This window comes from Metapseudomonas otitidis (genome assembly GCF_900111835.1).
In the GTDB taxonomy this organism is placed as follows: Bacteria; Pseudomonadota; Gammaproteobacteria; order Pseudomonadales; family Pseudomonadaceae; genus Metapseudomonas; species Metapseudomonas otitidis.
On sequence record NZ_FOJP01000003.1, the window covers coordinates 115,679 to 129,688 of the forward strand.

The 14,010-nt window shown below is 65.5% G+C and carries 10 protein-coding genes; 7 read left to right on the forward strand and 3 right to left on the reverse strand.

What is annotated here, in order from left to right; genetic code table 11:
* Window positions 1-10: 10 nt before the first annotated feature.
* Window positions 11-1,594, forward strand: coding sequence for a LysM peptidoglycan-binding domain-containing protein (locus BM198_RS04825; protein WP_074968201.1), 1,584 nt, complete (start codon window positions 11-13; stop codon window positions 1,592-1,594).
* On the opposite strand, the gene BM198_RS04830 is transcribed toward BM198_RS04825, so the two are convergent.
* Window positions 1,582-3,033 (reverse strand): HDOD domain-containing protein, encoded by a 1,452-nt coding sequence (locus tag BM198_RS04830; RefSeq protein ID WP_074968203.1) that lies wholly within the window; start codon window positions 3,031-3,033, stop codon window positions 1,582-1,584. The genes BM198_RS04825 and BM198_RS04830 overlap by 13 nt on opposite strands.
* Before the next feature lie 228 nt (window positions 3,034-3,261).
* Here BM198_RS04830 and BM198_RS04835 point away from each other — a divergent pair, with 228 nt between their 5' ends.
* Genes BM198_RS04835 through fabI form a run of 6 tightly spaced genes read left to right on the forward strand, consistent with a single transcriptional unit; the run spans window position 3,262 to window position 11,484 of the window.
* Complete coding sequence (locus BM198_RS04835; protein ID WP_074968205.1) at window positions 3,262-5,091, forward strand: extracellular solute-binding protein; 1,830 nt, start codon at window positions 3,262-3,264, stop codon at window positions 5,089-5,091.
* A complete protein-coding gene (locus BM198_RS04840) occupies window positions 5,088-6,956 on the forward strand; it encodes an extracellular solute-binding protein (RefSeq protein WP_074968206.1) in 1,869 nt (622 codons plus the stop codon). Before BM198_RS04835 ends, BM198_RS04840 begins: the two co-directional genes overlap by 4 nt.
* Window positions 6,956-8,041, forward strand: a complete 1,086-nt coding sequence (locus BM198_RS04845) for a microcin C ABC transporter permease YejB (protein ID WP_044408312.1) — start codon at window positions 6,956-6,958, stop codon at window positions 8,039-8,041. The genes BM198_RS04840 and BM198_RS04845 overlap by 1 nt, the downstream gene beginning before the upstream one ends.
* A gap of 1 nt (window position 8,042) precedes the next feature.
* Window positions 8,043-9,062, forward strand: a complete 1,020-nt coding sequence (locus BM198_RS04850) for an ABC transporter permease (protein WP_044408315.1) — start codon at window positions 8,043-8,045, stop codon at window positions 9,060-9,062.
* Window position 9,063: 1 nt separating this feature from the next.
* Entirely contained in the window at window positions 9,064-10,671 is a 1,608-nt protein-coding gene (locus tag BM198_RS04855; RefSeq protein WP_074968208.1) for an ABC transporter ATP-binding protein, read from the forward strand.
* Between the two features lie 18 nt (window positions 10,672-10,689).
* Entirely contained in the window at window positions 10,690-11,484 is a 795-nt protein-coding gene (fabI, locus tag BM198_RS04860) for an enoyl-ACP reductase FabI (RefSeq protein ID WP_074968209.1), read from the forward strand.
* Between the two features lie 99 nt (window positions 11,485-11,583).
* On the opposite strand, the gene BM198_RS04865 is transcribed toward fabI, so the two are convergent.
* On the reverse strand, window positions 11,584-13,458 hold the full coding sequence (locus BM198_RS04865; RefSeq protein WP_074968211.1) for a SurA N-terminal domain-containing protein: 1,875 nt from the start codon (window positions 13,456-13,458) through the stop codon (window positions 11,584-11,586).
* 210 nt (window positions 13,459-13,668) lie between these two features.
* Window positions 13,669-13,941 (reverse strand): HU family DNA-binding protein, encoded by a 273-nt coding sequence (locus tag BM198_RS04870; RefSeq protein ID WP_004422505.1) that lies wholly within the window; start codon window positions 13,939-13,941, stop codon window positions 13,669-13,671.
* Between the last annotated feature and the right edge of the window lie 69 nt (window positions 13,942-14,010).

Below are 14,010 nucleotides of genomic sequence, written 5' to 3' on the forward strand. Positions count from 1 at the left end.
CCAGCGACCAATGCCGTCTACGCCGCCGAAAACCCTTGATCTAGACGCATTGGCAAGAGCCGTAAGGGCTGTATTGCTGGTCTCCGCCGCCGCCCTCACCGGCTGCCAGAGCATGGGTCATCGCCCCGAGGACGACAGCCAGGAGAAGGCGCTGGCCGCCAAGCTGCACCAGCAGACCCAGTGGCAGGAAGAGGTGCAAGTCGAGCAGGAACCGCAGGACATCTGGGAGCGCATGCGCAAAGGCTTCGCCCTGCAGGACGAGATCGGCGTCAACCCGCGAATCGAACAGCAACGCCTCTGGTTCGTCAGCAACTCGTCCTTCGTCGAGAAGGCCTCGCAACGCAGCAACCCCTACATCCACTACATCGTCGAGCGCCTCGAAGAACGCGAGATGCCGCTGGAGTTGGCGCTGCTGCCGGTCATCGAGAGCGCCTACAACCCCTTCGCTTACTCCCGTGCGGACGCGGTGGGCCTGTGGCAGTTCATTCCCTCCACCGGTCGTCACTTCAACCTGCGCCAGACCAACTGGTACGACGGCCGTCGCGACATCACCGCCTCGACCAACGCCGCCCTCGATTACCTCGGGCGCCTGCACGAGATGTTCAACGGCGACTGGCTGCTGGCCCTGGCCGCCTACAACGCCGGCGAAGGCACGGTGAGCCGCGCCATCGAGCGCAACCAGAAAGTGGGTCTGCCCACCGACTACTGGAACCTGCCGCTGCCCCAGGAAACCCGCGACTACGTGCCCAAGCTGCTGGCCCTGTCGCAAGTGGTCCTGGCCCCCGACGCCTACGGCATCGCCCTGAGCCCCGTGGCCAACGAGCCCTATTTCGAGGTGGTGGAACTCAAGCAGCGCATGGACCTGTCCCGCGTGGCGGCGATGGCCGACCTGGACGCGGACGAGCTCTACCAGCTCAACCCCGCCTTCAAGCGCCGCATCACCATGGACGGCCCGCAGCAACTGCTGGTGCCGACCCAGAAGGCCGAGCAACTGGTGGCCAGCCTGTCCAGCCTCGCCCCCCAGGACCTGGTGGAGTGGCAGGAGTACCGGGTGCGCAACGGCGACAACCTGCAGGCCATCGCCAACCGCTACCAGGTGAGCGTCGCCAGCATCAAGGAAATCAATGGCCTCTCCGGGAACCGCCTGCGGGTGGGCCAGAGCCTCAGCATCCCCGTGGAAGCCGGCCGCGCCCCGACCCAGCCGGTGTTCCAGAACCTGGCCCGCAACGAGCCGGCCGCCAAGGCGCGTACCTACAAGGTCCGCAACGGCGACAACCTCTGGCAGATCGCCAAGCAGACCGGCGTCGATGTGAATGACCTCAAGCGCTGGAACCGCCTGAACGGTACCCACCTGAAGGTCGGCCAGACCCTCGCCCTGCAGGGCGCCAGCAGCACCCGCACTACAACCCGTACCGTGGCGATGGCCGACAAGGCCGGCCGCGACGCGGTGACCTACTACAAGGTGAAGGAAGGGGATTCGCTGTACGTCATCGCCAAGCGCTTCAACGTGGAGATGAAGCATATCCAGCGCTGGAATCCCCGCAGCGGCCACGCGCTCAAGCCGGGCCAGACCCTGACCCTCTACCTCCCCTGAGGCTTGCCGATCGCCGCCAGGCATCGCCCGGACAACTGGGCGAAGCGCTGGAAGGCGACGAACTGCTCGTGCTTCAGCGCACGCCCCGAGGGCCGGCAATCGGCGTAGATCACCCCGATCGGGCGTGCCCCGGCGAACAACGGGGCAATGAAGAACATTCCCTGGCCGAACCAGCGGCGCATGGGCTGGGTCATCAGGTCGTTCAGGGTGCACGTGGCAGGAATGCCCATCCACAGAGGCTCGCGGCTGCGCAGCACATAGCTGAACAGGTGGGGCTGCTCCGGCTGCTCGACCGGTAGCTCGAAGCCCTGTTGCCAGTCCGCCGTCCCCTCGCCGGCCACCCGCTTGATGCGGAAGCAGGTCTGGCGGTCGGCCAGCACCGCCACCATCACACGCTCCAACCCCACGCCAAGGTGCAGGCCGCGCGTCAGCGTGTCGAGAATCAGGCCGACATCCGCCTGGCGGGACACCATCATGCCCAGGTCCTGCAGGGCCTGTTGCATCAGCAGCAGGTCGGGCTGGAGCTGGCGTGCCTTGCGCTGGGCTTGCTGCACCAGCAGTTGCTCGGGGTCGGTGGGCGGGATGAGCGCGCACAGGCGGCTGGCACCGAAGGTCGCCGCCACCTTCACCGACTCGTCGGCACTGGCCAGCACCTGCTGCATCGCCTCCTCGGGGGACACACCGATGAACTGCGCCATCTGCTGGACCAGCGTCGCCATCTGCGGCGAGTCCCAGCCCTCCAGCGCCGCCTCGCTGACCTGCACCCCAAGCGTCACGGCCCTGACGGCCGGATCGGCCTGAGCACCACCACCGCGGGCCAGCGCCGCCACCTCGCCCAGGTTCCAGCTCTTGATCAGCCCGGTGGTGAGGTGGCGGAAGCTGGTACCCAGTACCTCGCGCACCGTCTGTTCCTCATCCGCACCGGGCTGAGCAAGGGCCTGGGCCAGCTCGTCGGCCTGGTCTCCGGCGCAACCCCAGAACGCAAGCTCCCCAAGGCGATAGAGCAGCGCGGCGATGAACACCTCTTCCTGGTCACGGCTGATCACGTAGCCGGCGATGTTGCGCGCCTGCACGGCGGCATGGAAGGAGCGCGCCAGCAGCTCCTGCAACTGCTCACGAGGGGCACGGGTCAGCAGGCCATCGATCAGGCTCAGGGACAGGCCGATGAGGCGAACGTTCTCGAAACCCACCAGCACGATGGCGCGGGAGATCGTACGAATCGGCTCCTGGGAAGGGTTGTAGTAGGCGCTGTTACCGACCCGAAGGACCTTGGAGGTCAGCGCGGCATCGCGCAACAGCACGTCGGCCAGTTGCTGGACGGACGCGTGATCGCGCTGGGCGAGGCTGTGGAGGTCGAACACGACCGCCGCGAGAGCAGGCAGATCCGCCTGAGTGAGCCTGTCGATCCATGACTGCAAACCATGGCTGCGTAAACCCAAGATGAGGAACCCCCGCACGTTTTGGAAAAGTGTAGTCAAAATGCTGGCCAGCCCCACTCGGGACGGACCTTTTTCCAGTGGATACAAGCTGTTACTGTACCGGCCAGAACGCCCGTCCCGCAGCCCTTTCGGCGATGCGAGACGGCTGATACCGCCCGAGGTTTTCATGCCCCGCACGGCTCACGGCACGCCCCCTTCCCAGCGCACCACGGACCGGATTCCCACCTGATGCGTCACCTCATACTCCTGCTGATCGGCCTGTTCGCCAGCGCCGCCGCGAGCGCGACAATCAGCGAGAGCCATGGCTATGCCCAGTTCGGCGGCCTCAAATACCCCGCCAATTTCAGCCATTTCGACTGGGTGAACCCCGACGCCCCCAAGGGCGGAACCCTGCGGCTGATGGCATTCGGCACCTTCGACACCCTCAACCCCTACACCTTCAAGGGCACCAGCCCGGTAGCCACGCCGAACTTCCTGCAGTACGGCATCTCCGAGCTGAACGAGCCGCTGATGGTCGGCACCGGCATCTATGACCCTTCGGGGGACGAGCCCGCCTCCAGCTATGGCCTGATCGCCTCCAGCGTCGAGTACAGCGAGGACCGCAGCTGGGTGGTCTTCAACCTGCGCCCGGAAGCACGCTTTCACGACGGCAAGCCGATCACGGCCTACGACGTGGCCTTCTCCTACCGCACGCTGGTCGGCAGCGGCCACCCCCAGTACCGCACCAGCCTGCAAGAGGTGGAGCGGGTCGACATCCTCAACCGCCACCGCATCCGCTTCGTCCTCAAGCGCGCTGGCAACCCGCTGCTGATCCTGCGCCTCGGCGAGCTGCCGGTACTGCCGCAGCACTACTGGAAGGATCGTGATTTCAAGGCCACCACCTTCGAGCCCCCGCTGGGCAGCGGCCCCTATCGCATCATCCAGGTCCGCCCCGGACGCGGGCTGGTGTTCGAACGGGTCAAGGACTGGTGGGGCAAGGACCTGCCGGTGAACCGGGGCAAGTACAACTTCGATCGGATCGAAGTGGAGTTCTACCGCGACGCCAACGTCGCCTTCGAAGCCTTCAAGGCCGGCGAGTTCGACTTCTACATCGAGCACCAGGCGAAGAACTGGGCCAACAGCTACCGCTTCCCGGCCGTGGCCCGAGGCGATGTGATCCGCGCCGAGATTCCGCACCAGATCCCCACCCAGACCCAGGCCCTGTTCATGAACACCCGCCACAAGGTGTTCCAGGACCGCCGCGTGCGCGAGGCCATGGGGCTGATGTTCGACTTCGAATGGACCAACCGCGCCCTGTTCAACAACGCCTACCTGCGGGCCGCCAGCTACTACCCCAACAGCGAATTCACCGCCACCGGCAAGCCCGAGGGACAGGAATGGCTGCTGCTCTCGCCGTATCGGGGGCAGCTGCCGGCCCAATTGTTCACCGAGCCGTTCAAGGTGCCGACAACCGACGGGCGCGGCATCCCGCGTGAAACCCTGCGCCGGGCGCTGGGTCTACTGGGCGATGCCGGCTGGAAGCTCTCCGGCCAGCGCCTGTTGAACACACGCGGCGAGCCGCTGCGCTTCGAGATCCTGCTGGTCAACCCCAACCTCGAGCGCATCCTCCAGCCCTACGCCGAGAACCTGGCGGGCATCGGCATCGACGTCACCCTGCGAACCGTCGACCGCGCCCAGTACAAGCAGCGCCTGGACCACTTCGACTACGACATGATCCTCATGACCCTGCCCCAGAGCCTCAGCCCCGGACTGGAACAGTCGCTGTACTTCCATTCCAGCCAGGTCGGCGTGAAGGGCAGCAAGAACTACGCCGGCGTCGCCGATCCGGTGGTGGACGCCCTGCTGGAGCGCCTGCTGGGCGCCCGCACCCGCGACGAGCAGGTGGCCGCCGGCCGCGCACTGGACCGCACGCTGCTGTGGCAGCACTACAGCATTCCCAACTGGTACCTCAACTACCATCGCCTGGCGTACCGCAACCGGTTCGCCTTCGTCACCACGCCGCCCTACACCCTGGGCCTGCGTGCGTGGTGGCAGAAGCCCACGGAGAACACCCGATGAGCACGAACCCCCTGCGCACCTGGTGCCTGGCCGGCTGCGGCGCCCTGCTGCTCGGCCTCGCCGGCCTGGCCCACTGCGAACCTCGGCACGCCATCACGCTGTATGACGAAGCCCCCAAGTACCCGGCGGGCTTCAAGCACTTCGAGTGGGTCAACCCGGACGCCCCCAAGGGCGGCACCCTGCGTCTGGCCAGCTACGGTGGCTTCGACAGCCTCAACGACTTCATCCCCAAGGGCACGTCGGCCAGCCAGTTGGGCCTGATCTACGACTCCCTGACCTTCCACTCCCCGGACGAGCCGTTCACCGAGTACGGCCTGCTGGCGGAGAAGATCGAGAAAGCGCCGGACAACAGCTTCGTGCGCTTCTACCTCAACCCCAAAGCCCGCTTCAACGACGGCACTCCGGTGACCAGCGAGGACGTGGTCTTCACCTTCCAGACCCTGCTGCAGCACGGCGACCCGATGTACCGCCACTACTATTCCGACGTGGACAAGGTGGTGGCCGAAGACGCCCAGCGCGTGCGCTTCGACTTCAAGCACCCGGGCAACCGCGAGCTACCGCTGATCCTCGGGCAGATACAGGTCCTACCCAAGCATTGGTGGAGCACCCGCGACTTCGCCAAGGCCTCCCTGGAGCCGCCCCTGGGCAGTGGCCCCTACCGCATCGCCCAGGTGGAAGCCGGGCGCTCGATCCGTTTCGAGCGGGTCAAGGACTGGTGGGGCAAGGACCTGCCGGTGGTCCGCGGCTACTACAACTTCGACGTCATCAGCGTCGACTACTACCGCGACATGTCCGTCGCCCTGGAAGCCTTCAAGGCCGGGCAGTTCGACTTCAACCTGGAGTACTCCGCCAAGGACTGGGCCACCGGCTACGACTGCCCGGCCTTGCGCAAGGGGCACATCACCCAGACGGCCATCCCCAACCACAACCCGGTGGGCATGCAGGCCTTCGCCTTCAACATCCGCCGGCCGGTGTTCCAGGACCGCCGCGTGCGCGAGGCCATCGCCTCGCTGTTCGACTTCGAGTGGACCAACCGCCAGCTGTTCTTCGGCGCCTACAAGCGCACCCGCAGCTATTTCGAAAACTCCGAGATGGCCTCCAGCGGTCTGCCGACCGAAGCCGAGCTGAAGATCCTCGAGCCCTTGCGCGGCAAGATCCCCGACGAGGTCTTCACCCAGCCCTTCCAGCTACCGGTCAGCGACGGCAGCGGCATCATCCGCGACCAGAAGCGCCACGCCTACAAGCTGCTCACCGAGGCCGGCTACCGCATCGAGAACGACCGCATGGTGGGGCCGGACGGCAAGCCGCTGAGCTTCGAAATCATGATTGCCCAGGCCAACCTGGAGCGGGTGATCCTGCCGTTCAAGCGCAACCTGGCCGAGCTGGGTATCGAACTGGTGATCCGCCGTGTCGATGTCTCCCAGTACATGACCCGCCTGCGCTCGCGGGACTACGACATGATTCCCGCCACCTGGGGCCAGTCGAACTCGCCGGGCAACGAACAGATGGAGTTCTGGCACTCCCGCAGCGCCGAGAGCCCGGGCAGTCGCAACTTCATCGGCCTGCGCGATCCAGCCGTGGACACCCTGGTGGAAGGCCTGATCCGCGCCGACTCCCGGCAGAGCCTGATCGACCATGCGCGGGCGCTGGACCGCGTCCTGCTGTGGGGGCACTACGCCATTCCCAACTATTACGTCGACACCTGGCGCGTCGCCTACTGGGACCAGCTCCAGCGCCCCGCTGCAACGCCGCAGTACGACCTCGGCCTGTTCACCTGGTGGCAGAAGCCCGGTGCCACGCCTGCCGCTGAGGCAACGGACACGCCCGAAGCCCAGGCCACCGAACCGCAACAGGACACCCGCTGATGCTCGCCTACATCCTGCGGCGCCTGCTGCTGATCATCCCCACCCTGTTCGGCATCCTGCTGATCAACTTCATCATCATCCAGGCCGCCCCCGGCGGACCGGTGGAGCAGATGATCGCCAAGCTGGAAGGCTTCGACGCGGCCTCCGGTGGCGCCACCGGGCGCATCTCCGGAGGCGGCGGCGAGGTCTCCGTGGCCGGCTCCAACTACCGCGGTGCCCAGGGCCTGGACCCGGAGCTGATCAAGGAAATCGAGAAGATGTACGGCTTCGACAAGCCGGCACCGGAACGTTTCTGGCTGATGGTGAAGAACTACCTGCATTTCGATTTCGGCAACAGCTTCTTCCGTGATGCCAAGGTCACCGACCTGATCCTGGAGAAGATGCCGGTGTCCATCTCCCTCGGGCTCTGGAGCACCCTGATCATGTACCTGGTCTCGGTGCCCCTGGGCATCGCCAAGGCTGTGCGGCACGGCAGCGTGTTCGACGTCTGGACCAGCACCGCGATCATCGTCGGCTACGCGATTCCCGCCTTCCTGTTCGCCATCCTGCTGATCGTGCTGTTCGCCGGCGGCAGCTACTACGACTGGTTCCCGTTGCGCGGGCTGACCTCCAACCACTTCGACGAACTGAGCCTGGGCGGCAAGGTGCTCGACTACTTCTGGCACCTGGCCCTGCCGGTGACGGCGCTGGTGATCGGCAACTTCGCCACCCTCACCTTCCTCACCAAGAACAGCTTCCTCGACGAGATCAACAAGCAGTACGTGATCACCGCGCGCGCCAAGGGCCTTTCGGAGAACCGCGTGCTGTACGGCCATGTGTTCCGCAACGCCATGCTGCTGATCATCGCCGGCTTCCCGGCGGCCTTCATCGGCATGTTCTTCACCGGTTCGCTGCTGATCGAGGTGATCTTCTCCCTCGACGGCCTGGGCCTGCTGAGCTTCGAGTCGGCGGTCAACCGCGACTACCCGGTGGTGTTCGGCACGCTGTTCATCTTCACGTTGCTGGGCCTCCTGGTGAAGCTCATCGGCGACGTCACCTACACCCTGGTCGATCCGCGCATCGACTTCGAAAGCCGGGAGGGCTGACATGCGCCTATCGCCCATCAACCGCCGTCGCTTCGAGCGCTTCAAGGCCAACAAGCGTGGCTGGTGGTCCCTCTGGCTGTTCCTCACGCTGTTCGTCCTCAGCCTGGGCGCGGAGCTGATCGCCAACGACAAGCCCCTGGCCATCCGCTACGACGGGGAGTGGTACTTCCCCGCCTTCAAGCGCTACCCGGAAACCACCTTCGGCGGCGAATTCCCGCTGGAGGCCAACTACCGCAGCCCGTACATGAAGGAACTGATCGCCGCGCGCGACGGCGAGATGTACTGGCCGCCGATCCCCTTCAGCTACGACACCATCAACTACGACCTGAAGGTTCCCGCTCCCGCGCCGCCGTCCGCCGACAACCTGCTGGGCACCGATGACCAGGCACGCGACGTGCTCGCCCGGGTCATCTACGGCTTCCGCGTCTCGGTGCTGTTCGCCCTGACCCTGACCCTGCTGAGCGCGGTGATCGGCGTCACCGCGGGCGCCCTGCAGGGCTTCTACGGCGGCTGGGTGGACCTGGCCGGGCAGCGCTTCCTGGAGATCTGGTCCGGGCTGCCGGTGCTCTACCTGCTGATCATCCTGGCCAGCTTCGTGCAGCCGAACTTCTGGTGGCTGCTGGGCATCATGCTGCTGTTCTCCTGGATGAGCCTGGTGGACGTTGTGCGTGCCGAGTTCCTGCGCGGCCGCAACCTGGAGTACGTGCGCGCTGCGCGGGCGCTGGGCATGCAGAACGGCGCGATCATGTTCCGCCACATCCTGCCCAACGCCATGGTCTCCACCATGACCTTCCTGCCCTTCATCCTCACCGGCGCCATCGGCACCCTGACGGCACTGGACTTCCTCGGCTTCGGCCTGCCCCCCGGCGCACCGTCCCTGGGTGAGCTGGTGTCCCAGGGCAAGTCCAACCTGCAGGCGCCCTGGCTGGGCATCAGCGCGTTCGCCGTGCTGGGCCTGATGCTGACGCTGCTGGTGTTCATCGGCGAAGCCGCCCGCGATGCCTTCGACCCGAGGAAGTGAGATGAGCGAGAACCTGATCGAAATCCGCGACCTCTCCGTCGCCTTCAGTGCCGGCAACACGACCCAGACGGTGGTGGAAGGGGTGAGCTTCGACATCCGCAAGGGCGAAACACTGGCCCTGGTGGGCGAGAGTGGCTCCGGCAAGTCGGTGACAGCGCACTCCATCCTGCGCCTGCTCCCCTACCCGCTGGCCAGCCACCCGAGCGGGCATATCCGCTATGGCGGCGACGACCTGCTCCGGCTCCCGGAGGCGCGCCTGCGCGGCATCCGTGGCAACCGCATCGCCATGGTGTTCCAGGAGCCGATGACCTCACTGAACCCGCTGCACTGCATCGAGAAGCAGATCAACGAGGTGCTGGCCCTGCACAAGGGCCTGACCGGCAAGGCGGCCACCCGACGGACCCTGGAGCTGCTGGAGCTGGTGGGCATTCCCGAGCCGGCGAAGCGCCTGCGTGCCCTCCCCCACGAGCTGTCAGGCGGGCAGCGCCAGCGGGTGATGATCGCCATGGCCCTGGCCAACGAGCCGGAACTGCTGATTGCCGACGAACCCACCACCGCTCTAGACGTGACCGTGCAATTGAAGATCCTTGACCTGCTCAAGGACCTTCAGGCACGCCTGGGCATGGCAATGCTGATCATCAGTCACGACCTCAACCTGGTGCGCCGCGTGGCCCACCGGGTGTGCGTGATGCAGCGCGGGCGCATCGTCGAGCAGGCCGATTGCCAGGCGCTGTTCAAGGCCCCCCAGCACCCCTACACCTGCGAGCTGCTGGCAGCCGAACCCAGCGGCGGCCCCGTGCCGGCCAGCGAAGGACCGGCCATGCTGGAAGTGGACGACCTCAAGGTGTGGTTCCCGATCCGCAAGGGCCTGCTGCGCCGGACCGTGGACCATGTGAAGGCAGTGGACGGCATCGGCTTCACCCTGCGCCAGGGGCAGACCCTGGGCATCGTCGGCGAGAGCGGCTCCGGCAAGTCGACCCTGGGCCTGGCCATCCTCCGCCTGCTGGGCAGCCAAGGCGCGATCCGCTTCCAGGGGCAGGCGCTCGAAGGGCTCTCGCAGAAGGAGGTGCGACCACTGCGCCGGCAGATGCAGGTGGTCTTCCAGGACCCCTTCGGCAGCCTCAGCCCGCGCATGTGCGTGGGCCAGATCGTCGGCGAGGGGCTGCGCATCCACGGCATCGGCAGCGAGGCGGAGCAGGAAGCAGCGATCATCGAAGCCCTGCGCGAGGTGGGCCTCGACCCCGAGACCCGGCACCGCTACCCCCATGAATTCTCCGGCGGCCAGCGCCAGCGCATCGCCATCGCCCGCGCCCTGGTGCTCAAGCCCGCACTGATCCTGCTGGACGAACCCACCTCGGCGCTGGACCGCACCGTGCAGCGCCAGGTGGTCGACCTGCTGCGCAACCTGCAGGCCAAGTACAACCTGACCTACCTGTTCATCAGCCACGACCTGGCCGTGGTGCGCGCCCTCAGCCACCACCTGATGGTGGTCAAGCACGGCGAGGTGGTGGAGCAAGGGCCGGCAGAGGCCATCTTCTCCGCCCCCCAGCACAGCTACACCCAGCAACTGCTGGAAGCCGCCTTCCTGGCGCCGTCTACCGCTCACTGAACCCAGGAGAACCGCCACATGGGATTCCTCACCGGCAAGCGCGTCCTCATCGTCGGGGTGGCCAGCAAGCTGTCCATCGCCTCGGGCATCGCCGCCGCCATGCACCGGGAAGGCGCCGAGCTGGCCTTCACCTACCAGAACGACAAGCTGCGCAGCCGGGTCGAGGAATTCGCCCAGGAGTGGGGCTCCGGCCCGGATCTGTGCTTCCCGTGCGACGTCACCCGCGACGAGGAGATCGCCGCCGTGTTCGAGGCATTGGGCCAACGCTGGGATGGGCTCGATGTGATCGTTCACTCCGTGGGCTTCGCCCCCGGCGACCAACTGGATGGCGACTTCACCGAGGTCACCACCCGCGACGGCTTCCGCATCGCCCACGACATCAGCGCCTACAGTTTCATCGCCCTGGCCAAGGCTGGCCGCACGCTGATGAAAGGCCGCCACGGCAGCCTGCTCACCCTCTCCTACCTCGGCGCCGAGCGCACCCTGCCCAACTACAACGTGATGGGCATGGCCAAGGCGAGCCTTGAGGCCGGCGTGCGCTACCTGGCCGGCAGCCTGGGCCCTGAAGGCACCCGGGTGAACTCCATCTCCGCCGGCCCGATCCGCACCCTGGCGGCTTCGGGGATCAAGCATTTCCGCAAGATGCTGGCAGAAAGCGAGCGCCAGACGCCCCTGCGACGCAACGTGACCATCGAGGAAGTGGGCAATGCAGCGGCCTTCCTCTGTTCGGACCTGGCCTCAGGCATCAGCGGCGAGACCCTCTACGTGGACGGCGGCTTCAACACCACCGCCATGGGGCCGCTGGAGGACTGACTCCTCACTGCCCGAACGAGCCCGCCTTGTGCGGGCTTTTCATTTCCTGCGGGCAAGAAAAAACCGCCCGAAGGCGGTTTCTTCATCAGCCCACGCGGATCAGTAACGCTCGATCTTCGCGTCGGCTTCCAGCTGGCGACGGTATGCCGCGAAGTCCTGCTGGCCACTGCGGGACGCCAGGAAGCGGCTGTACATGGCCTTGTCCTGCTCGGACAGGGTCTCGTCGGGCTGGCTGACACCGTTCAGGCGTACCAGCACGTAGTCACCGTTCTTCAGCGCCACGGAGGTGAAGCTGGGCTTGTCGGCGGCAGCCGGCTTGGGCATGCGGAACACGGCCTGCAGCAGGGAAGGATCGACGCCCTCCTGGCCACGGGTCGCGGCTTCCACCACGTTCCAGGTCTGGCCGTCCTGAGCCTGGTCGACCGGAGTCTTGCCTTCGCGCAGGCTGGCCAGCAGGGCATCACCCTTGGCCTTGACGGCCTCGGTGGCTTTCTCCTGCTGCAGGTGCTGGCGAATGCTGTCCTGCACGGAAGCCAGCTCAAGTTGCTCAGGCTTCTTGTGCTCCTTCACGCGCAGGGCGACGACGGTTTCCGGGTCCAGCTCGATGGCCGAGCTGTTGGCGCCGTCTTCCAGCACTTCGGTGCTGAAAGCAGCCTGAAGCACCTGACGGTTGGCCGCGAGGCCTTCGCCGCCTTCACGACCGAACGGGGCGCTGGTCTTCACCTCGAGCCCCAGTTCCTGGGCCGGCTGGCTCAGGTCGGACGCTTCGAAGGCGGAGTCTTCCAGCTGCTTGGTCGCCTCGACGAAACGCTGCTCGACGCGTTGCGCCTTGAGATCGCGCTCCATCTTGTCCTTCAGGCTGGCGAAGCTGGGCACCTCGGGCGCCTGCACGGCCAGCAGCTTGATCAGGTGGAGGCCGTAGGGCGTGCGCACCGGAGCGGAGACTTCACCTTGCTTGAGGGCGTAGAGGGCGTCCTCGAAGGCGGGCTCGTAGACACCACGGCCGGCAAAGCCGAGATCACCGCCGTTGGTGGCCGAACCGGGGTCCTGGGAGAACTCCTTGGCCAGGGCGGCGAAGTCTTCACCCTTGTCCAGGCGCTGCTTGATCTCGTCGATCTTCGCCTTGGCCTGTTCCTCGGTCTGCTTGTCGTTGACCTCCACCAGGATATGAGCGGCATCACGCTGCTCGGACAGGTTGGAGATCTCCTTCTCGTACTGGGCCTTGAGCTCGTCGTCGCTCACGGAGACCTGGCTGAAGAATGCATCCTTCTTCAGCTCGACGTACTCCAGCACGACCTGCTCGGGGCTCATGAACTGGGCCTTGTGCTCGTCGTAGTAGGCCTTGACCTCGTCGTCGCTGACCTGGGTGGCCTTGGGATCGGCCTTGAAGGTCAGGGTGGCGAAATCGCGGGTCTGCTTCTCCAGACGGGCAAAGGCACGAACCTCGTCATCGGTCACGAAACCGCTACCAGCAAGACCGGCACGCAGTTGACCGATGAGCATCTCGCGCTCCAGCTCCTGGCGATACTGCAGACGGGTGTAGCCCATCTGGCGCAGGACCATGTCGAAGCGGTCGGCACTGAACTTGCCGTTGTCCTGGAACTCGGGCGTCTGGACGATCAGTTGGTCGATGGCCTGCTGGGAGAACGCAAAATGCGCGCTCTTGGTGCCCTGCAGCAGCAGGCTGCGGTCGATCAGGCCCTTGAGCGCAGCTTCACGCAGCAGCTTGTCATCCAGCATGGAGGCATCGAAATCCTTGCCGAGCTGCTGCATCAACTGGCGACGCTGCATGTCCACGGCTTGCGACAGCTGGTTCTGGGAGATTTCCTCACCATTCACCTCGGCCGCCGTCTGACGATGGCTGGTGGCATTGAAAATGGCATCGAAACCGGTCAGCGCCAGCAGAGCGATGATGACGCCGATGATGGTCTTGGCAATCCACCCCTGTGAATTGTCCCTGATGTTCTGCAGCATGGGTCCCCCAGAAACGACTGTACTGACTCAAACAGCCGTGCAGAGCGGGTAGAAGATTGGGTCCGGATAAAAGAAAGGCGCATCCGAGGATGCGCCTTCTCTTAACTGTCGGGGTAGCCGGAGGGTTGCCCCTCGGCAGGCTGACTGCCTTGCTTCCCCGAGCCGCCTCCGAGCTAGTCCGGAGGCGGATGGGCAAAGCCAGAGGGACGCTTAGTTGACGGCGTCTTTCAGAGCTTTACCAGCCTTGAAACCGGGGATCTTGGCAGCGTCGATCTTGATCGGCTTGCCAGTCTGCGGGTTGCGGCCAGTGCGAGCAGCGCGCTCTTTGACAGCGAAGGTACCGAAACCTACCAGCACCACGGAATCACCAGCCTTCAGAGCGCCAGTGACGGATTCGATCACTGCGTCCAGCGCACGGCCAGCGACAGCTTTCGGGATATCAGCGGATGCGGCGATGGCATCAATCAGTTCCGACTTGTTCACTCTTAAGTCCCCTTATATCTGTTGAGTTTGTTTCTTAGTTCTTCGGTGTAAGCAAAGCGGGTGCTGGAT